General features: G+C 72.4%; 18 protein-coding genes and 1 pseudogene. 9 read left to right on the top strand and 10 right to left on the bottom strand.

The window, feature by feature from the left end:
- Positions 1 to 85 precede the first annotated feature (85 nt).
- Positions 86 to 424, top strand: a complete 339-nt coding sequence (locus AC5L36_RS03225) for a GroES family chaperonin (RefSeq protein ID WP_441220155.1) — start codon at positions 86 to 88, stop codon at positions 422 to 424.
- Here the strand turns inward: AC5L36_RS03225 and AC5L36_RS03220 are convergent.
- Together AC5L36_RS03220 and AC5L36_RS03215 are read right to left on the bottom strand one after the other, a co-directional pair.
- Positions 415 to 1,764 (bottom strand): annotated as a pseudogene (locus tag AC5L36_RS03220) (PrsW family intramembrane metalloprotease); the annotation flags it as partial. The gene AC5L36_RS03225 and the pseudogene AC5L36_RS03220 sit on opposite strands and share 10 nt — an antisense overlap.
- Positions 1,765 to 1,797: 33 nt before the next feature.
- Positions 1,798 to 2,928 (bottom strand): FUSC family protein, encoded by a 1,131-nt coding sequence (locus AC5L36_RS03215; RefSeq protein ID WP_441220154.1) that lies wholly within the window; start codon positions 2,926 to 2,928, stop codon positions 1,798 to 1,800.
- Positions 2,929 to 3,030: 102 nt separating this feature from the next.
- Here AC5L36_RS03215 and AC5L36_RS03210 point away from each other — a divergent pair, with 102 nt between their 5' ends.
- A complete protein-coding gene (locus tag AC5L36_RS03210) occupies positions 3,031 to 3,654 on the top strand; it encodes an HD domain-containing protein (protein ID WP_441220153.1) in 624 nt (207 codons plus the stop codon).
- Here the strand turns inward: AC5L36_RS03210 and AC5L36_RS03205 are convergent.
- Positions 3,637 to 3,906, bottom strand: coding sequence for a DUF4031 domain-containing protein (locus AC5L36_RS03205; RefSeq protein ID WP_441220152.1), 270 nt, complete (start codon positions 3,904 to 3,906; stop codon positions 3,637 to 3,639). The two genes, AC5L36_RS03210 and AC5L36_RS03205, sit on opposite strands and share 18 nt — an antisense overlap.
- Positions 3,907 to 3,942: 36 nt before the next feature.
- Here AC5L36_RS03205 and AC5L36_RS03200 point away from each other — a divergent pair, with 36 nt between their 5' ends.
- Entirely contained in the window at positions 3,943 to 5,337 is a 1,395-nt protein-coding gene (locus AC5L36_RS03200) for an FAD-binding oxidoreductase (protein ID WP_441220151.1), read from the top strand.
- A 399-nt stretch (positions 5,338 to 5,736) separates the two neighbouring features.
- Here AC5L36_RS03200 and AC5L36_RS03195 read toward each other — a convergent pair whose 3' ends face one another.
- Together AC5L36_RS03195 and AC5L36_RS03190 are read right to left on the bottom strand one after the other, a co-directional pair.
- Positions 5,737 to 6,246, bottom strand: coding sequence for a hypothetical protein (locus AC5L36_RS03195; protein WP_494907381.1), 510 nt, complete (start codon positions 6,244 to 6,246; stop codon positions 5,737 to 5,739).
- 30 nt (positions 6,247 to 6,276) lie between these two features.
- Positions 6,277 to 8,058: a glycerol-3-phosphate dehydrogenase/oxidase gene (locus AC5L36_RS03190; protein WP_441220149.1), complete on the bottom strand. Its 1,782-nt coding sequence runs from the start codon at positions 8,056 to 8,058 to the stop codon at positions 6,277 to 6,279.
- Between the two features lie 33 nt (positions 8,059 to 8,091).
- Between AC5L36_RS03190 and AC5L36_RS03185 the strand changes: the two genes are divergently transcribed.
- Positions 8,092 to 10,437: a S8 family serine peptidase gene (locus AC5L36_RS03185; RefSeq protein WP_441220148.1), complete on the top strand. Its 2,346-nt coding sequence runs from the start codon at positions 8,092 to 8,094 to the stop codon at positions 10,435 to 10,437.
- A gap of 22 nt (positions 10,438 to 10,459) precedes the next feature.
- Entirely contained in the window at positions 10,460 to 11,350 is an 891-nt protein-coding gene (locus tag AC5L36_RS03180) for a GNAT family N-acetyltransferase (RefSeq protein WP_441220147.1), read from the top strand.
- Here the strand turns inward: AC5L36_RS03180 and AC5L36_RS03175 are convergent.
- Positions 11,345 to 11,956 (bottom strand): dihydrofolate reductase family protein, encoded by a 612-nt coding sequence (locus AC5L36_RS03175; protein WP_441220146.1) that lies wholly within the window; start codon positions 11,954 to 11,956, stop codon positions 11,345 to 11,347. The genes AC5L36_RS03180 and AC5L36_RS03175 overlap by 6 nt on opposite strands.
- 414 nt (positions 11,957 to 12,370) lie before the next feature.
- Here AC5L36_RS03175 and AC5L36_RS03170 point away from each other — a divergent pair, with 414 nt between their 5' ends.
- Positions 12,371 to 12,688, top strand: a complete 318-nt coding sequence (locus AC5L36_RS03170; RefSeq protein ID WP_441220145.1) for a hypothetical protein — start codon at positions 12,371 to 12,373, stop codon at positions 12,686 to 12,688.
- Between the two features lie 139 nt (positions 12,689 to 12,827).
- Here AC5L36_RS03170 and groL read toward each other — a convergent pair whose 3' ends face one another.
- Both groL and AC5L36_RS03160 read right to left on the bottom strand, forming a co-directional pair.
- Positions 12,828 to 14,450, bottom strand: a complete 1,623-nt coding sequence (groL, locus tag AC5L36_RS03165; protein WP_441220144.1) for a chaperonin GroEL — start codon at positions 14,448 to 14,450, stop codon at positions 12,828 to 12,830.
- A 325-nt stretch (positions 14,451 to 14,775) separates the two neighbouring features.
- Positions 14,776 to 14,979: a cold-shock protein gene (locus AC5L36_RS03160; RefSeq protein WP_033342363.1), complete on the bottom strand. Its 204-nt coding sequence runs from the start codon at positions 14,977 to 14,979 to the stop codon at positions 14,776 to 14,778.
- Positions 14,980 to 15,318: 339 nt separating this feature from the next.
- Between AC5L36_RS03160 and AC5L36_RS03155 the strand changes: the two genes are divergently transcribed.
- Positions 15,319 to 16,071: a serine hydrolase gene (locus AC5L36_RS03155; RefSeq protein WP_441220143.1), complete on the top strand. Its 753-nt coding sequence runs from the start codon at positions 15,319 to 15,321 to the stop codon at positions 16,069 to 16,071.
- A 9-nt stretch (positions 16,072 to 16,080) separates the two neighbouring features.
- On the top strand, positions 16,081 to 16,575 hold the full coding sequence (locus AC5L36_RS03150; RefSeq protein ID WP_441220142.1) for a GNAT family N-acetyltransferase: 495 nt from the start codon (positions 16,081 to 16,083) through the stop codon (positions 16,573 to 16,575).
- Here AC5L36_RS03150 and paaN read toward each other — a convergent pair.
- Entirely contained in the window at positions 16,572 to 18,248 is a 1,677-nt protein-coding gene (gene paaN / locus AC5L36_RS03145) for a phenylacetic acid degradation protein PaaN (protein WP_441220141.1), read from the bottom strand. The genes AC5L36_RS03150 and paaN overlap by 4 nt on opposite strands.
- A gap of 58 nt (positions 18,249 to 18,306) precedes the next feature.
- On the opposite strand from paaN, the gene AC5L36_RS03140 reads away from it, so the two are divergent.
- Positions 18,307 to 18,786, top strand: coding sequence for a hypothetical protein (locus AC5L36_RS03140; RefSeq protein WP_441220140.1), 480 nt, complete (start codon positions 18,307 to 18,309; stop codon positions 18,784 to 18,786).
- Here the strand turns inward: AC5L36_RS03140 and AC5L36_RS03135 are convergent.
- Positions 18,725 to 19,744 (bottom strand): GNAT family N-acetyltransferase, encoded by a 1,020-nt coding sequence (locus AC5L36_RS03135; protein WP_441220139.1) that lies wholly within the window; start codon positions 19,742 to 19,744, stop codon positions 18,725 to 18,727. The genes AC5L36_RS03140 and AC5L36_RS03135 overlap by 62 nt on opposite strands.
- Between the last annotated feature and the right edge of the window lie 146 nt (positions 19,745 to 19,890).

The following is a 19,890-nucleotide window of genomic DNA, read 5'->3' as shown; positions in this document are numbered from 1 at the left end:
CCTACCGTATCGGGCACGAACCTCTCAGCCCGGTCCATTCGTCCCTGAGTTCTCCCCCACATCGGGAGGCTGTAGCGTTCCGTACGTGACCGCCGATCCCGACCTCGATCCGGGCTTGCCGATCCGGCTGCTGCATGACCGTGTTCTCGTTCGCCAAGAGGGCAACGAGGGCGAGCGCCGGTCGACAGCTGGCATCGTGATACCGGCGACCGCCGTCATGGGACGCCGGCTGTCGTGGGCCACCGCCGTCGGCGTCGGGCCGCACGTGCGCTCGATAGTGGCCGGCGACCGGGTGCTCTTCGACCCCGACGACCGCTCCGAGGTCGAGCTGCACGGCCGGGAGTACGTGCTGTTGCGCGAGCGCGACGTGCACGCCGTGGCCGCCCAGCGGGTCGAGCCCGACGCGACCGGCCTCTACCTGTAAGGCCGGTAGTACCCGTAGTAGGGGGCCGGTGGCGGCGGCGGTGGCGGAGCCAGCACGACAGGGATCGGCACCACCGGCTCGTCCGGCGGCTCGAGTGTGCGGGCCACCCCGTCCGGAAACGTCACCGCGTAGCGGGCGCCATCCCAGCGGGCCACCGGCGCCTGCGGGTCGCGCCCCGCGAACGCCTGGCGGTAGCCGGTGATCGCCTCCAGCAGCTGCCGCTCCTCCGCGAGCGCCCGCTCCACTTCGTCAGGTGCACGGTAGAGCCCCCGGCGCATCCCGTCGCGCAGCAACGCCAGCCGGGTCGCGGCGAACTGGTATCCCCGCATCGCCTTCAGCCCGGCCTCGCCGGCCACCCGCCGCGCCCACCGCCGGGCGGAGTGCCGCCGCCCCAGGCTGCCGAGCGCGGCGACCTCGGGCGGGGAAAGCCAGCCGGCCCGCACGTACTCCGGGAGGGTGCGCTCGGTGAGCCGCCCTTCCCAGCTGCGCAGCCACACCGCGAAGCCGACCATGCCGAAGAACACCGGCACCATCACGCCGATGAACCCGTACAGCAGGATGAGGTTTTCGCCGGTGGCCTGGGCGAGCGTGGGGATCAGGTTCCACGAGCCGTGCAGGATCATCGCGAGCAGCAGGCCGGCGAGCGGGGCGATCCACCGGATGTGCCGCTCGCCGGTGCGGGCGGCGATGCCCAGCCCCACGCCGGTCATCGAGGTGAAGAGCGGGTGGGCGAAGCCGAAGAGCAGGATGCGCCCGATGAACAGGGCGAACACCATCTGCGCGCCGGTCGCCGGGCCGTACTGGTCGGCGCCCGACGCGTAGCCGTGGCCGCCGAGGTAGAGGATGTTTTCCACCATGGCGAAGCCGAGCGCCGACAGGCCACAGTAGACGATGCCGTCGGTGATGCCGGACCACTCGCGCCGGCGCCGCCACAGCAGCAGGAAGGGCCCGAGCGCCTTGCCGGTCTCCTCGATGAACGGGGCGACCAGCACCGCCACCAGCGCGTCCGGGATGCCCCACCGCTCGAAGAGCGCAGCGGCGCTGGAATTGACGGTCAGGGCGGCCAGCGTCGAGGGAAACGCGCCCCAGGCGAAGCAGAAGACGAGGTACTTGGCCGGCTCCGGCTCGTACCGGTCGAGCCACAGGAAGCAGGCGACCAGCGCGGGCACCGGCAGCACGGCCGCCACGAGGCCGACGATCAGCGCGGTGACGCCGATGTTGTAGCCCAGGAAGCCCAGCATCACGATCGCGCAGACCGCGATAAAAAGGATGACCGCACCGACCTGGAGGCCGCGCCGGACCGCCGACCGCCGGGACGGCGGCGCCGCCGCGACGTCACTCATGCCGCCCAGCCTAGCTTTCGCCCCCGAGCGTCAGCGGGGGTCCGCCGGGACGTGCCGGCCGACCGCCCGCCGGACCAGGCGGTTGGCCTCCTTAGCCTCCAGGCCGGTCGCCCGCACCAGGTCGACGGCCGTGGAGCGGACCTGGGCGACGATGACGCTCCCGGAGAAGCCGACCCCCTCCGCGTACGCGACGCCGGCCTCGCTCGCCGCCCGCAGCGCCCGCTCGCGGGCGGCCACCGGCTCGACCGCGTCGGCCAGCTCCCGGCGCAGCCAGGTCACCGCCTCGCCGAGCGCCCGCACGGCCTCGACCAGCGCCGGCGGTAGCTCCTCGCCGTCACGCACGAGCACCAGCGCCCGCCGTAGCAACACCCGGCTGTTGCGCAGCGCCCGCGCGACGTGCTCGGCCGCGTCGATGTACTGGTTGAGCGCACCCCGGGTCCGCCATCGCACCGGTGCCAGCGCCGCGGTCTCGCTCGCCGCCTCGATCGCCTCCTGGAGCGCGCGGAGGTCGCCCTCCGCCGCCCGCAGCCGCGCCAGCGCCGCCTCCACCTGGTCACCGTCGCGCGCCGCCAGCGCGTCGGCGGTCTCCGTCAGGCCGTCCGCGAGTACGTCCAGGGCCGGCCCGGCCGCGCGACCCACCACCGTCAACGGGTTGAGCGGGAGCAGCAGCGCCATCACGCCGAGCCCCACGAGGCCGCCGACGAGGGCGTCGACGAAGCGGTCGTAGGAGATCCCGGTCGTCGGCGGGGTGAGCGTGGCGACCAGCACGGCGGACGAGGCGGCCTGGGTGATCAGCGCGGACCCGCCGCCGGCGAAGATCGCCGTCACGATCGCGAGCGTGACCACGAGCCCGATCTGCCACGGCCCGCTGCCGATGAGGTAGATCAGCACGTCACCGACCGCGATGCCGATGGCCACGCCGAAGACCAGCTCGAACGCGCGCCGCAGCCGCTGGCCCACCGACACGGCCAGCGTGACCACGGCCGCGATCGGCGCGAAGAACGGCGCGCGGTGGCCGATCAGCTCGTGCGCGATCAGCCATGCCAGGCCGGCGGCGATCCCGGTCTGGAGGGCGAGCAGCACGTTCATCCGCACGCGCCGGACGCGGTCACGCAGGTGGGCGCCGGTGCGCCGGGCCAGCCCATCGGTCGCCAGCGCCATGCTTACCCCGCTCCGCCGCTCGGCGCTCGTCCGCCGTCGTGGTCGCGGTCCGTAGCCTCCCGGCTCCCGCTCATGCCGGGAGACTACCGGCATGATCGGCACATGACGCTTGTTGAGCGCTGGGTCGCAGCGGCGCGTGGTGCCGGTGCGACGGCCGGTGACGAGGCCCTGAGCGCGGCCGGCGAGGCCCTGCTCGCCCGCTGGCGGGAGCCGCAGCGGCACTACCACACCGTCGACCACCTCGCCGCGATGCTGTCCATCGTGGACGCCGAGGGCGGCGGCGACCCGGTACGCCTGGCGACCTGGTACCACGACGCCGTGTACGACCCGCGCTCACCGGGCGACGCCAACGAGCGGGAGAGCGCCGCGCTCGCCCGCGCCGAGCTTGCCACGCTGGGCGTACCCGAGCCGGTCGCCGCCGAGGTGGCGCGGCTGGTGCTGCTCACCGCCGGACACGCGGTGACGCCCGGCGACGGCGACGGCGAGCTGCTGTGCGACGCGGACCTGGCGGTGCTGGCCCGCCCGCCGGCCGAGTACGACGCCTACGCCGCCGCGGTGCGCCGGGAGTACGCGCACGTGCCCGACGAACTCTTCCGGGCCGGGCGGGCGGCCGTGCTCACCAGCCTGCTCGACCTGCCGGCGCTCTACCGCCGCCCCGCGCTGGCCGAGCGCTGGGAGGCACCGGCGCGGGCCAACCTTGAGCGCGAGCTACGCGCGCTGGCTTAGGTGCTTCGGGCGGCGCAGGCCGGCGCCACGCAGGAGGCGGACGATCTCCCGGCTGGTGACGAGCCGCGCGCCCAGCCACACCGCCATCGGCACCCGCTCGGCCGGCAGGTCGTAGTGATCGCGGTCGAACCCGCGCCGGGGCGCGCCGAGCATCTCCGCGAACGCGTGCAGCTCCTCGTACGACACGTCGCTGACCAGGTGCGACCACAGCCGCCCCCGCGCTGGCCAGGCGGGCGGGTCGACGTAGAGCATGGGGCCACCGTAACCCGGCGGGATAGCCTCCGAGACATGGCCGACCTGCTCGACGCGCTGCGTGCCGCCCTCCCCGCCGAGGCCGTCCTGACCGACCCCGACCTGCTCATGGGGCACTCGCGCGACGAGGCCGACCTTGTCGCGGCGGGCCTGCCGGCCGTGGTGGTACGCCCGCGCACGACCGAGCAGGTGTCCGCCGTCGTACGGATCGCCGCCGAGCATCGCGTGCCGCTCGTGCCGCAGGGCGCCCGCACCGGCCTGGCCGGCGCCGCCAACGCGGTGGAGGGCGGAATCGTCCTCTCCACCGTTGCCATGGACCGCATCCTCGAGGTCGACCCGGTCAACCGCATCGCGGTGCTCCAGCCCGGCGTGGTCAATGCCGCCCTCGCGGCGGAGGTGGCCCGGCACGGCCTGCGCTACCCGCCCGACCCCGGCTCGTGGGAGTCGTCCACCATCGGCGGCAACGTGGCCACCAACGCGGGCGGCATGTGCTGCGTCAAGTACGGCGTCACCAGCGAGTACGTGCTCGGGCTTGAGGTCGTGCTCGCCTCCGGCGAGGTGCTGCGCACGGGGCGGCGCACCGCCAAGGGCGTGGCCGGCTACGACCTGACCCGCCTCTTCGTCGGCTCGGAGGGCACGCTCGGCGTGATCACCGAGATCACCGTGGGCCTGCGCCCGGCCGCCGAGGAGTCGCTCACGCTCGTGGCCCTCTTCCCGTCCACGGCCGCCGCCGGTGCCGCCGTCGCCGCCATCGCCGCGCAGGGCCTCTCGCCGAGCCTGCTGGAGCTGCTCGACCAGACCCACTTGATCGCGCTGGAGGCGTACCAGCCGATGGGCCTGCGCACCGAGGCGAAGGCGCTGCTGCTGGCCGCCTCGGACACCGGTGGCCGGGCCGCCGCCGACCTCGAACGGATCGCCGCGCTGTGCGAGGAGGCCGGCGCCGACGAGGTGTACGCGGCCACCGACTCGATCGAGGCCGCCCAGCTGTTACAGGCACGCCGGCTGGCACACGCGTCGATGGAGAAGTACGCGGCCGAGATGTTCCCCCAAGGCAACGGCGGCCTGATCATCGACGACGTCGCCGTGCCCCGCTCGGCGCTGTCCACCCTGCTCGACGGCACCGAAAGGATCGCCGCCCAGCGCGGCGTAGCGATCGGCGTGGTAGGCCACGCCGGCGACGGCAACATGCATCCCAACATCGTGGTCGACCGCGCCGACCCGGCGAGCGTGGCACGCTGCCAGCACGCGTTCGACGACATCGTGGAGCTGACGCTCTCGCTCGGCGGCACATGCACCGGCGAACACGGCGTCGGCCTGCTCAAACGGGAGTGGCTGGCCCGCGAGATCGGCCCGGTGGGCGTGCGCGTGCAGCAGGCCATCAAGTCCGCCCTCGACCCCGACGGCCTCCTCAACCCCGGCAAGGTCCTCTAAATCGGACCCCCTTCGGAGCAGGTCTCCCGGGTCCGCGTCAGCTGCGGACCGCCGCTCCCGCCGGAGTACGCGCGGGTCGGCGGCGAGCTGGCGCTCGCCGAGACCCCCGACCCGCGCTGCCAGGTCCGCGCCGCAAGCCCGGCGGGACCTTGTCGGACGGGGTGCCCGCGGGTCGGTGCGGTGGTCGCCGCGCCACTTGGTGACACACCGTCAGGGTGTCGCAGATAGGGGCTTGTCCCGCGGACCTGGCAGTGGACGGCCGGGGATTTCGGCGAGCGCTGCGAGCCGCCGGCCGGGAGCGGTGCCCGCGGGAGCATACGGTCCGCAGCTGACACGGACGTGGGCAAATCTGCCTCGATGCAACGCCACGACGAGCGGCGACCCTGACCCCGAAGCCCTCTAGAACGCGGTGCTGGTGGACAGCAGGTCGACTATGCGCATCGCTGTCGGTGGGGAGCCGGTGCCGCAGTCGGCCCACTGGATCTTGGTCGGTCCGGTTACCAGCGTGTAGGTGAAGCCGTCCGCGCATTCAGCCGGCTCGCTCGCCTCGCGGCCCAGATCGGGGTCGGCGAGGAGCGCCTGGAGGTCGGCGAGTTGGGCTTCGTTGAGCCGGCCGCGCACTGGCGTGCCGCCGCCCGCGCCGACGCGGCTGCGGTAGTACGTCCACCGCCCGTCCGGCTCGACGCTGATGTTCTGGTCGATGCCCACGAAGCCGCCGGTCCGCTCCACGGTCACACCAGCCGCCTTGGCCGTCGGCGAGGGCCCGGCCGTGGTCGGCGGCGCGAGGGAGGACGGCGACGGCGAGGACGATGGCGATGGGGAAGGAGCGGGGCTGGCGGTCGGATCCGCCGTGCAGGCGGCCAGCGCGAGCACCACAAGCACACATAGACGCCCATAGGCCATCCTCATGGGACGGACGGTACGCCCACCCGGTTCCGCTTACGAGGCCAGTGGGCTCCCGCCGCGAACGTCCGGCGCGCCGAGACGGGCCGCGTCCGCCGTGGCGTCGTCGGGCATCTTCTGCGACTGCCGCTCCGCCTCGACGCGGGCCAGGTAGTGCTCCACCTCGCGGGCCTGCGTGTCGGCGTCCCAGCCCAGCACCACACCCATGATCTCGGCCGCGTGCTGGGCCGACTCGGTGCCACGGTGGGGCGTCTCGAACGAGATCCGCGTGCGCCGGGTCAGCACGTCGTCGAGGTGCAGCGCGGCCTCGGCACGGGCGGCGTACGCCACCTCGGCCGCGAGGTACTCCGGCGCACCGGCCAGTGGCGCGGCTAGCGCCGGCTCGGTGTGGATCATCGCGATCAGCTGCGGTGCCAGCGTGCCGTACCGCTCGAGCAGGTGCTCCAGCACCCCGGCCTGGACGCCGTGCCGCCGGGCCAGGTCGAGCCTGTCGCGCCACATCGCCGGGTATCCGTCCGCGCCGAGCAGGGGCAGGTCCGCGGTGCGCGAGGGCACGCGCACGCCGAGCCGCCGCGCCGCCCGGTCGACCACGTCGGCGGCCATCACGCGGTAGGTCGTGTACTTGCCGCCGGCCACCAGCATCAGCCCGAGCATCGGCTCGACGACGGCGTGCTCGCGGGAGAGCTTGGACGTCGAGTCGGCCTCGCCGGACAGCAGCGGGCGGAGCCCGGCGTACACGCCCTCGATGTCCGATGTGGACACTGGCCGGTCGAGGACGGCGTTGACCTGGTCGAGCAGGTACTCGATGTCACGCGCCGACGCGGCCGGGTGGTCGCGGTCGAGCTGCCAGTCGGTGTCGGTGGTGCCGATGATCCAGTGGCCGCCCCACGGCAGCACGAAGAGCACCGAGGTGGGCGTGCGCAGGATCAGCCCCGCGTCGCCGGTGATCGCCGAGCGGGGCACCACCACGTGTACGCCCTTCGAGGCACGCACCCGCAGCCCGGGCCGCACACCCACGTCGCCGAGCATCGCGGAGATGTCGTCGCTCCACACCCCGGTCGCCGCGATCACGGTGCGCGCCCGCACCTCGAACTCGCCCGTGGCCGACTCCAGATCACGTACCCGTACCCCCGTCACCTCCCGCGCCTGCCGCACCATGCCGACGGCACGGGCGCTGGTCACGACGGCCGCGCCGAGGCTGGCCGCGGTACGCGCGAGCGTGACCACCAGGCGGGCGTCGTCGACCTGCCCGTCGTAGTAGCGGACCGCGCCGGCCATCACGTCCGGGCGGAGGCTCGGGAAGACGTGGCGGGCACCGTCGCGGGTCAGATGGCGGTGCAGCGGCATACCCCGCCCGCCGCCGAAAAGCCCCGCGAACACGTCGTACGCCGCGACACCCGCCCCGTAGTACGCCCGGCGCCAGGCACGGGCCGGAAACTCCCGCGGCGAGTGGCCGCCGGGCAGCGGCACGAGGATCGGCACCGGACGCACCAGGTGCGGGGCGAGGCGGGTGGCGAGCAGGCCGCGCTCGGTGAGCGCCTCGTGCACGAGGTGGAGCTCCAGCTGCTCCAGGTAACGCAGGCCGCCGTGGATCAGCTTGCTGGACCGGCTGGAGGTACCCGACGCGAGGTCACGGGCCTCGACCAGCGCGACCTTGAGCCCGCGGGACGCGGCGTCCAGCGCGGCGCCCGCGCCCGTGACGCCGCCGCCGATGACCAGCACATCGAAGCGTTCGGTCCGCAGCCGGTGAACGTCGGCGGCGCGGCGCTCCGGTGAGAGCTCGCTGGCGGCGTACCGGGATACAGCAGGGTCTCGCACCCGTCCACGGTAACCGGCCGTACTGTTTCGCTCATGGCGTATCCCTCCCCGGTGCCAGAAAGGCCCACCAGCCCGTGGGTGGTGGCCGCCGCCGCGGCGATCGGTGTGTGGGCGGTCGTGGTGACCGTCCTGAGCCAGGCGGTGGGTTGGCTGGCCGACCAGGTGCTGCTGGTGACCGGGCTGGACACGCCGACCTGGACCTGGCCGGTCGTCGCGGTCGTCAACGCGGTGCTGGCCGGCACGCCCGCGGTCATCCTGGCGTTCGTACCCCGCTCCCCCGCGATACGCACCGCCGGCCGCGTGTGGCTGATGGGCGCCGCCGCGCTCGCCGGCCTCGGCCTGCTGCGCGCGGTGCCCGAGCCGCGCAACGAGCTCTACCTCGCCCTCTTCACCCTCGCCGCCGCGGGTGCCGCCGCTCTCCTGCACGGCCGCCCCTCGCTGCCCGCTCTCGGCTTCGCCGGCGGGCTCGCCGTCCTGCTCCCCTGGCTGTGGATCGGCGCACTCGGCGGGCTGGCGGAGACGGTGCTCGCGGTGCTCGCGGCCGCGGCGGTCGGCTGGCTCGCCGCCGCGATCCTGAACGCCGGCTTCTGGGAGCGCTACGGCGTCGTGCTCGGCGGCTTGATCGCCGGTGTCGCGCTCCTGCTGCTCGCCGCCGGCGTGGGCCAGGCCGGCGCCCAGCTTGCCGCGATGCTGGTGCTGCCGCCGCTGGGTTTCGCGGCCGCCGCGCTGCGCGGCGCCGGGCCGCTGGTCGCGGTCGCCGCGCTGGGCCCGCTGGCGTTCGCCGATCCGGAGGAAATCACGCTGCTGCTCAGCACCGGGCGGGATCTGCCCGTCTGGGCGGCCATCGCCGCCGCCGTCTCACTCGCCGTCGCACTCGTCATCGGCATCGGGTACGCCCTCGTGCTGGCAAGGTCCGGCCCGAGGAGCGCAGCGACGAGGGCGGACCTTGCCAGCACCCCGGGCACTGCGGGAGCGGAGCGAGCGTCAACCGGCACAACGCTGGCACGCACCCGGCTCGCCGGACGGTGGGTCGGTGCGGGGGCGGTCGTGCTCCTCGCAATCACCGGTGGGGCGATCTACCTGGGCCCGGGGCAGCCCGGCCTGCACGGCGAACGCCTCTTCGTCATCCTCAAGTCGCAGGCCGACCTGACCGGCGTGGCCACCGCGAGCCGCGAGGCGCGCGTCGCCGACGTCTACCGCCGGCTTGTCGAGCATGCCCAGAGCAGCCAGGCCGACCTGCGTAAGACGCTCGACCGCTGGCACCTGGACTACACGCCGTACTACCTCGTCAACGGCATGGAAGTGGACGGCGGGCCGGCCGTCCGCGCGTGGCTGTCCCGGCGCCACGACGTCGACCGGGTGCTGCTCAGCCAGCGGCTGCGCCCCCTGCCCGCCGAGCCCGGCGTGGCGCACGGCGATGAGCCCGCACCCTCCGCCCCGCCGTGGAACATCTCGCTGATCGGCGCCGACCGTGCCGCCACCCAGCTCGGCATCAACGGCTCGGGCGTGGTGGTGGGCACCTCGGACTCCGGTGTGGACGGTCGGCATCCCGCGCTGTCCGGCAACTTCCGGGGCGGCGACGACTCCTGGTACGACCCGTGGAACGGCACCCGCACGCCCACCGACCGGGGCGGCCACGGCACGCACACGCTCGGCTCGGCCGTGGGCCGCACCGTCGGGGTCGCGCCCGGCGCGCAGTGGGTCGGCTGTGTCAACCTCGACCGCAACCTCGGCAACCCGGCCCGCTATCTCGACTGCATGCAGTTCATGCTGGCGCCGTTCCCGTTCGGGGGCAACGCCTTCACCGACGGCCGGCCGGAGCGGGCCCCGCACGTCCTCACAAACTCGTGGGGCTGCCCGCGGATCGAGGGCTGTGACGAGGGCGCGCTGCGCGCGGCGACCGCGGCGTTCGCGGCCGCCGGCGTCTTCTTCGCGGTCGCGGCCGGCAACACCGGCCCGTTCTGCGGCTCGGTCGACGACCCGCCCGCCCCGTACCCGGACGTGGAGACCGTCGGCGCGGTCGACCGGCGCAAGGAGGTCACGCAGTTTTCCAGCCGCGGGCCGACCGGCGCCGACCTCGCCAAGCCGGACGTGGTGGCGCCCGGCGAGGACATCCTGTCGGCGATGCCCGGCGGCGGGTACGCCGAGCTGAGCGGCACCTCGATGGCGACACCGCACGTGGCCGGCGTGGTGGCGCTGATGTGGTCGGCCAACCCGCGGCTGATCGGCGACCTCACCCGTACCCGCGAGATCCTGCGCGACACCGCGGTGCCCGCCACTCCCGGCGACAGCAGTGGCGAGTGCGCCCCGGTCGACGTGACCGGCGCTGGGATGGTCGACGCGTACGCCGCGGTGCAGGCGGCGCGCACGGCGTCCTGACCGCCGGTTAGTGTCGGCGATCGTGGAGTTTTCGATCGCCGCCCTGACCGACGCCGACGTACCCGCCGTGGTCGACCTTTGCCGCGAGGCGCTGGACCTGCCGGAAGACGCCGCGGAGGCGGACCGGATCGTGGCCCGGATACGCGAGCAGCCGGGGATCGGCTTCGTCGCCACCGCGGACGGCGAGCTCGCCGGCGTGGTGCTCGGGTCGAGCTCGCAGCGTGACGACTCGATCGGCCATGTCGACCTGATCGCGGTGCGGCCGGCCGCCCGGCGGCAGGGCATCGGGCGGGCGCTGCTGGTCCGCGCCGAGGGCGCGCTGGCCGGCCGGGGCGCGGTCGAGGTGCTGCTGGCCGGCAACCCGCCGTACTACGCCTGGCCGGGCATCGACGTCCGCTACACGCCGGCGGTGTGCGCCGCCACCGCCCTCGGGTACGAGCAGGACCGCACCGCCTGGAACATGACGGCCGACCTCACCGGCCTCCGCCCCACCGAGGCCGCCGAGGAGCGCCTGGCCGCGAGCGGCGTCACGATCCGGCGCGCGGAGCCGGGCGACGTACCCGCGCTCGTCGACTTCGCCGAAGCCAACTTCAGCGACAGCTGGGCCGGCGAGGTCTCCGACTCGGTCGGGCGGCCGGGCGCCGGCTGCCACATCGCGCTCCGCGAGGCGGAAGTGCTCGGGTTCGCCGCCTACGGCTCGTCGCGGCCGAGCTGGTTTGGCCCGATGGGCACCGCGCCGGCCGCGCAGGGCCTCGGCATCGGCGGCGTGCTGCTCCGCCGATGCCTCCGCGACCTGCGCGACGCCGGCTACGAGCAGGCCCAGATCGGATGGGTGGGCCCGGTGCCCTTCTACGCGTCAGCCGTGGGCGCCCGGATCGAGCGCGTGTTCTTCCTCTACCGCAAGCAGCTATGACTCCGCGGGGAGCTGCGCCCGAGCCTCCTCGTAGCCACCTTCGCGCGCCTGGCCCGGCCCGTAGACGAGGTAGAGCACGCCGGTCGTGAACGTCGCGGACGACAAGAGGTCGAGCGGGATGGGAGCGTCGCCCTCGTCGAAGAGCCGCATGCCCTTGCGCACGGCGATCGGGTGCACCAGCAGGTGCAGCTCGTCGATCAGGCCCGCCGCGAGCAGCTGGCGCACGACCGAGACCGACCCGCTCATGCCGATCGCGCCGTCGCCCGGCTCGTTCTTCAGCGCGGTCACCGCCTCGACAAGGTCGCCCTGGAGCAGCTCCGAGTTGCGCCAGGTGAACTCCAGCGGCTGCCGCGACACCACGATCTTGCGCATGTCGCCGAGCTTCTTGGCGAACAGCGCGTCCTCGTCACCCGCGGTCTCCCGCTCCGGCCACGCACCGGCGAAGCTGTCGTACGTCACCCGGCCGATCAGCAGCGTGTCGGCCGCACCCAGCTGCCCGTCGACCGCCACGCCCATCTCGTCGTTGAAGTACGGGAAGTGCCACTGGTCCGGCGCCTCGACGACACCGTCGAGCGAGATGAAAAGCCCAGCGCTGATCTTCCTCATGACGCATCTCCCCACGTGATAGCCACTCGAACTCATCGGTCCGGCCACCCTATCCACGAGCCGAGCCGTCAAGCGATCTTGGCGGGCCAATCACGCGTAATGGTTGCGGTTTATCGCAACCACGCCGCCGAGTTGAGCTACCGCGATGTCCGTCGTGGTCCACGCCGTTGCTCCCGCGGCCTCACCCGTCCGCCGTTGGTCGCGGTTACCCCCTGATGCCCGCGCGGCCATCGGGAGCAGCGGTCTGGACCACGGCGGACATCGCGGTAGCTCAGGTCTGTGTCTTGGGTTGGATCCGCCTTACGGCCCGGACCGGCCGTCGAAAACGGGCATCGGGCGCATCCGGATCGATAGTCTCGTTTCTCCGCGAGCCTCCCTACCGGCCCATAACGTTGCCCGTGGAAGGAGGAGATCATGGCCAAGGAAAAGCGACCGAAGGACGATCTCCAAACCGTGGCGAAGTCCCGTATGGCCCAGACGCCGGCCGAGACGGCTGGGGGCAGGCTCGACCAGAGCCTCCCACCGGGCGCGGCCCGACCAGACCGGTCGGACCGCCCGGAGCGGCCGGACATGGCGACCAGGCGGGACGCGAATTCGCCACAGCCCAACCAGCACAACCAGCCGCGAACCGGACAGCCCCGCGAGATGAGCGGGCCTCAGGCGTCCACTGAGGACATGCCGCCGAAGCCGATGTCGCGGGCGGATAAGCAGCGCAACCAGCCACGTCGCTGACGCCGGTAAAGCCGGCCGCGGCGCACGGCCGCCGCGCAAGCGACGCGAGCGCTGACCAAATAGCGAAGGGGCGAGCCGGGTTAACCGGCTCGCCCCTCCATTTAGGACAGGTTGACCCTCACCTGAGCACAGGTAGGGATCAGAAGTCCATGTCACCGCCGCCGGGCGCACCCGCCGGGGCCTTCTCCTTCTCCGGCTTGTCCGCCACCACAGCCTCGGTGGTGAGGAACAGGGCCGCGATCGACGCCGCGTTCTGAAGCGCCGAACGGGTCACCTTGGCCGGGTCGATGATGCCCGCCGCCAGCAGGTCGACGTACTCACCGGTGGCCGCGTTGAGGCCGTGGTTGGTGTCCAGGTTGCGCACCTTCTCCACCACGACGCCACCCTCGAGGCCGGCGTTGACGGCGATCTGGCGCAGCGGCGCGTCGAGCGCGATCTTCACGATCGTGGCGCCGGTGGCCTCGTCGCCGACCAGGTCGAGCTTGTCGAAGGCGCTCTTGCCGGCCTGCACCAGCGCGACGCCGCCACCCGGGACGATGCCCTCTTCGACGGCGGCCTTGGCGTTGCGGACCGCGTCTTCGATGCGGTGCTTGCGCTCCTTGAGCTCGACCTCGGTGGCCGCGCCGACCTTGATGACCGCGACACCGCCGGCCAGCTTGGCCAGGCGCTCCTGGAGCTTTTCGCGGTCGTAGTCGGAGTCGCTCTTTTCGATCTCGGCGCGGATCTGGTTGACCCGGCCCTGGATCTGGTCGGCGTCACCGGCACCGTCGACGATCGTGGTCTCGTCCTTGGTCACCACGACCTTGCGGGCGCGGCCCAGCAGGTCGAGCGAGGCGGCGTCGAGCTTGAGCCCGACCTCCTCGCTGATGACCTGACCGCCGGTGAGGATGCCGATGTCGGTCAGCATCGCCTTGCGGCGGTCGCCGAAGCCGGGCGCCTTCACGGCGACGGACTTGAACGTGCCGCGCACCTTGTTGACGACCAGGGTGGCCAGCGCCTCGCCCTCGACGTCCTCGGCGATGATCGCGAGCGGCTTGCCCGACTGCATGACCTTCTCGAGGATCGGCAGCAGGTCCTTCACCGACGAGATCTTGCTGTTGACGATCAGGATGTAGGGGTCGTCGAGGACGGCCTCCATCCGCTCGGCGTCGGTCCAGAAGTACGGCGAGATGTAGCCCTTGTCGAAGCGCATGCCCTCGGTGAGCTCGAGCTCGAGGCCGAAGGTGTTGCTCTCCTCGACGGTGATGACGCCTTCCTTGCCGACCTTGTCCATCGCCTCGGCGATGATCTCGCCAACGGTGGCGTCACCGGCCGAGATCGACGCGGTGGAGGCGATCTGCTCCTTGGTCTCGACGTCCTTGGCGAGCTTCGCCAGCTCCTCCGCGACGTTGGCGACGGCCGCCTCGATGCCCCGCTTGAGGGCCATCGGGTTGGCGCCGGCAGCCACGTTGCGCAGGCCCTCGCGGACCAGCGCCTGGGCCAGGACGGTCGCCGTCGTCGTGCCGTCACCGGCCACGTCGTCGGTCTTCTTCGCGACCTCCTTGACCAGCTCCGCGCCGATCTTCTCGTAGGGGTCCTCGAGCTCGATCTCCTTGGCGATGCTCACACCATCGTTGGTGATGGTGGGCGCGCCCCACTTCTTCTCGAGCACGACGTTGCGGCCCTTCGGGCCCAGCGTCACCTTTACGGCGTCGGCGAGGGTGTTCATGCCCCGCTCAAGGCCGCGGCGCGCCTCCTCGTCGAACGCGATAATCTTGGCCATACGGCGTTGTCCTCCAGCTGGACATCCACGGCACTCCGGGCCTCAGGCTCGAAGCGCGCAGCGACCTTCCGTCGGCCGGGCCGGATAGCCCGCGACGACCGGCCACGTGCCGCGTCACCATCTGAGGTGCGCACGACCGCGGCCCCACCGCCCCGACCATTTGGCACTCACATGCCGCGAGTGCCAACAACCTGTTTAGCACTCTCCCCTAGGGAGTGCAAGCGCGTCCGGTGAACGGGCGATGAGGGCTGGGAAAAGCCGCACTAGAAAAGCTGGGAGGCGGGGCCGGATACCGGTGCCCCGCCTCAACGCGTTACTGGGCGGCTCAGGCGATGACCCGAACCTTCTCGGCCTGTGGCCCCTTCTGGCCCTGAGCGATCTCGAACTCCACGCGCTGGCCGTCGTCCAACGCCTTGTATCCGTCCATCTCGATCGCCGAGAAGTGGACGAAGACGTCCTGACCGCCGTCTACCGCGATGAAGCCGTAGCCCTTTTCGCTGTTGAACCACTTGACGGTGCCCTGTGCCACGGTGCACTTCCCTCACTTCGATGGTGCTGGGTTCGACAACCCCCGGCCGAACTGTCTGCTTGGCCGGGGCCGCCGATCCGTGGTCCGGGGTGGTCCGTCGAACACAGCGGCCGAAATCGCACGCTACACGAGGACCCCCGCCCGCGCACTACCCCAAAACGGACACCCGGGTCGTCACCCGGCATCCTGCCGCCCCTACCAGCACTCCTGCCTCGTTGAACTCACGTGGTTTCACACAGGCCAAACGGGCGGGGAAAGCACCGCGCACGGCTCGGTCAAGGGTGGCTCGCGGCGGCGTACGTAGCAGCCGCGCTGACCACCGTCGCCCTGGTCGCGACGGTGAGCACCAGCGAGGGTGCGGCGGTGCCCCGCTGGGTCTCCGGAGCGGACCGGGCGGCGGTGCCTTCGCCGGCGCCACCGCCACCGCGGGTCCACGTCGAACACGCCGGCTTCCTCTCCTGGGCATTGCTCGACCGCGGCACCGGCAGGATCAGCGGCTCGGCCAACCTCGCCGCACCCAGCGACACGATGTCGATGGTCAAGGCCTGGATCGCGGCCGACTACCTGCGGATGGCAGCGGACGGGGAGATCAGCGAGGCGCGGCTGCGCCAGCTCACCATCATGATCCGGGACAGCGACAACGCGGCCGCGGAGGCGCTGTTCGAGGCGGTCGGGCGCCGGGCCTCGATCGAGCGGCTGATCGCGAGTTGCGGGCTCACCGAGAGCAGCGCGTACGGCGAGTGGTGGAGCAAGACCACGATCTCCGCGCGGGACACCGTACGGCTCGGCGCCTGCATCGCGGACGGGCGGGCGGCGGGTCCACGGTGGACGGACTGGTTGCTGGACCAGATGCGCCAGGTACGCGGCGCCGGCGACTTCGGCGTGCGGCTCACCCTCCCCGACCCCGGCCGCGTGGCGATCAAGAACGGCTGGCTCCTGCGCGACGAGGACAAGCTGTGGCACATCAGCTGCCTCGCGATCACCGGCGAGTGGGTGCTCGGCGTACTGGTCCGCTACCCGGGCACGCTCGGCTTCGACTACGGCACCGCGCTTTGCGAGGAGGTCGGCCGCCAGGCCGTTGCCGCCGTTTAGGGTGGCCTGGTGACTGTGCGGCGGGTGCGAATCGAGGACGCGGGCCGGATGCGCGCACTCCGCCTGGAGATGCTCGCCGACACCCCGCTCGCCTTCCTGGAGACGCTCGCCGAGGCGGCGGCGCTCCCGCACCGCGAGTTCACCGAGCGGGTCGCCCGTGCCGCGTTCGGCGACTTCTGCGCCCAGTTCATCGCGGAGGTGGACGGGCGCTTCGTCGGGCACGCCGGCGGGATCGCCTCGCCCGACGACCCCAAGCTCACGATCATCTTCGCCGTGTACATCACGCCCGCCCACCGCGGCAGCGGCGTCCTGCGTGACCTCGTCGACGGCGTGGCCGCCTGGTCGCGCGGCGCCGGCCGCCCCGACCTGCTGCTGGAGGTCGTGGTCGGCAACGACCGGGCCGTGCGGGCCTACGAGCGGCTCGGCTTCGTCGACACCGGCATCCGCGTCGTCCACCCGGTGATCCCGGTGCTCACCGAGCTACAGATGCGCCGCCCCGCCTAGGCGGTGTGGCGGCGCGACTGGACGATGCGGAAGCGACTGGCCACGTACGCGCCGTCGGTCAGTGCCGCGTTCGCCGCCGGGTTGGCGCCGCTCGCGTGGAAGTCGGAGAACGCCGCCGACTGGTTGACGAAGACGCCACCGGTCAGGTTGCAGGAGAGGTGGACGCCCACGTCGAGCGCGGCCGCCTCGGCGTCGTCGAGCACCTTCTCGTCGGTCGAGTACACGGAGGCGGTCAGCGCGCCCCGCTCGCCCACGGTCGACCGGAAGATCTCCAGGCTCTGCGCCGTCGAGTCGGTCGTGATCACGAACGAGATGGGCCCGAACCACTCCCTGCCGTAGGTCTCCTCGGCGTCCGCGGGCAGCTTCAGGATCACGGGGGTACGGACGACCGCGCCCTCGAACGCCGGATGGTCGACGACCCGCGACTCCAGCACCGGCTCGCCGATCGACTTGACCTCGTCGAGCCGGTCGAGCACGCCGTCGTTGACGATCGCGCCGGTCAGCTCGACCGCGCGGGCCGGGTCGCCGGTCAGCTTGCCCACCGCGCCAGCGATGCCGGCCGCCACCTCGTCGAACGACTTGTGCCCCTGGTCGGTGCCGATGCCGCCGGCCGGCACCAGGACGTTTTGCGGCGTGGTGCACATCTGTCCGCTGTAGAGGGTCAGCGAGAAGCCGATATTGCGGCACATGCCGGCGAAGTCGTCGGTGGAGTCGACCACGATCGTGTTGACGCCGGCCTTTTCCGTGTACACGGCGGCCTGGCGCGCGTTTTCCTCCAGCCACTCGCCGTACGCGGTGGAGCCGGTGTAGTCGATGATCTTGACCTCGGGCCGCAGCGCCAGCGTGGACGCGAGCGCCTCGCCGGGCGCCTCGGGGGCGAGCAGCACCACATTCGGGTCGAAGCCCGCCTCGGCAAGCACCTCGCGGGCGTACCGCACGGTCACGGCGAGCGGGAGCACCGCCCGGGGGTGCGGCTTGACGATCACCGGGTTGCCGGTGGCGAGGGAGGCGAACAGCCCCGGGTACGAGTTCCAAGTCGGGAACGTGTTGCAACCGATGACGAGACCGATGCCGCGCGGCACCACGTGAAACCGCTTGGTCATCCGCAGCGGGTCGCCCTTGCCTGCCGGCTTCTCCCACGCGGCCTCGCCGGGGTGGCGGGTCATCTCCGCGTACGAGTACGCCAGCGCCTCCAGCGCGCGGTCGAGCGCGTGCGCCCCGCCCGCCTGGAACGCCATCACGAACGCCTGCCCGCTGGTGAACTGCACGGCGTTGGCGAGCTCGAAGACGTGCGCGTGCAGCCGGGCCAGGATCTCCAGGCAGACGCCGACGCGGACCTGCGGGCCGGCGTCGCGCCAGGCCGGCAGCGCGGCGGTCGCCGCGGCGACCAGCGCGCCGGCGTCGGCGTGCGGGTAGGTCACCGCGAGCTCGACGCCGAACGGGCTCGCCTCGGTCGCGATCCAGCCGTCGGTGCCGGGCTGGTCGAGCGGGAAGCGATTGTTGTGGTACGCCCGGAAGGCGGCTTCGCCGTCGGCGGCGGCCGTCTCGCCGTACACGCGGGGGCTGGGCGACTCGGGGTAGGCCGACCAGTAACCGCGCTCGGAGATCGCGGTGAGCGCACGCGAGAGGGTGTCGGCGTGCTTGTCGTACAGATGGCGTGGGGTGTCCGTCATGCCGCCATCATGCCCCACTCCAAGTGAGATGCTGGTGACTATGCCGAGGTGGCCTACGGTGCGTGCCACGCTGACGTGGGTTAACGGCACGACGCTCGCCGCCGTGGTGCTGTCCGCCGCCACGCGCACCCGCCTCGCGCGCGGACCGGGCGGCGTCTTGGTGGCCGGCGGCTACCGCCTGCGCCTGCCGAAGCAGTCGTGCTTCACCGTCGGCACGGTGGTCTTCACCAAGCGCCCGGCCGACTGGCTGCTCGACCCGGACCGGGCGGAGCTGCTCGCCCACGAGACCCGCCACGTCGCCCAGTACGCGGTGCTCGGCCCCTTCTTCTTCCCGCTCTACGCCGCCGCCTCCGCGTACTCGTACCTGATGACCGGCGGATACGGCTGCCGCAACTTCTTCGAAAAGCACGCGGGGCTGGCGGCCGGTGGCTACCACCAGCTCCCACTGCGTCCCTGGGCCTCGCGGGCCGGCGCCGCTATAGGTCGTGCTGCCAGTTCTGCCAGCCGTCGACGGGGCGGAAGCCCATCGCCTCGTTGATCGAGATCATGTGGTCGTTGACCGCCGCGTTCCACGTGTCGATCGCCCGCAGCCCCGGCTCGTGCACCCGGGCGTAGCGGAAGTTTTCCAGCTTGACGACCGTGCCGAGGCGGTGGCCCCGGTGGGCCGGCTCCACGATGGTGATCTGTTGAAACGCGTGCCAGTCGACCGTGCCGGGCAGGTCGATCGTGGTGAACGCCACCACCTTGCCGCTCTCGTCGTGGCGCACCGCCGAGTGGTAACGGCGTCGACCGCGGGCCATGACGACCGCGTCCATCGCGCGGAGGCGGTCGGCGTCGATCTTCTCGACCTCCCACTCGAGCTCACCCATCGGCGCGTCGGCGGTCAGCCGCCCGTCGAGGTACGCGATGTCGTCGATGATCTCCTCGGGCGTGGCGCCCCGCCACTGGATGAGCGAATAGCCAGCCGCGCGCTCCCAGGCGGCGGCGAGCTGCCGGTCGAGATCGGCCTCGTCGACCTTGGTGACGTCGAGGCGCCGGCGCACGTCGCTCAGCGCGCCCTTGGCGCCCATCGCGGTGGCGAACCCGCCGCCCGCCTCATCGCGCGCCACGCCGCCGGGCAGCGTCTCGACGGACATGCCCATCAGCCGCTTGCGGCCCAGCCCCCGGACCACGTCCTTGGCGTACTCGTACAGCGCGCGTCCCACGCCACGCCGCCGATACTCGGGATGCACCATGAGGTCGACCTCGGCGTTGTCGAGGTTGTCGAGCTGCGGCAGCTCGATCACCACGTAACCGGCGGCGACACCGTCGATCGTGGCCAGTGCCCGCTCGTGCGCGTTGCCGGGCCACGGGTGGCGCAGCTCGGCTAGGAAGCGCTGCCGCCCCACAGGCGGGAAGTCCGGCACATCCGCGGCCAGCGCGGCCTCGGTGATCTGGTAGGCCTGCTCGACGGCTTTCTCGTCGGCCGGATCTAGGGGCTTGACGGCGATGTCCATGCCACCGAGGGTGCCTCGCCAGGAGGCTCGTCGCGACCGATTTTGCGGGGAGATTTGGTCGGGAGGGACGGTCGCACAGCGCCTCCGGCGCTGGGACGTTAGAGCTAAAGCCTACGGCGACCGCCCTCCCGCACGGAGCATCCTGC

The sequence above is a fragment of the Phytohabitans sp. LZ39 genome (assembly GCF_059359075.1).
The sequence above is the reverse complement of the archived record's forward strand: the minus strand, read 5'-3'. Positions and strand labels throughout refer to the sequence as shown.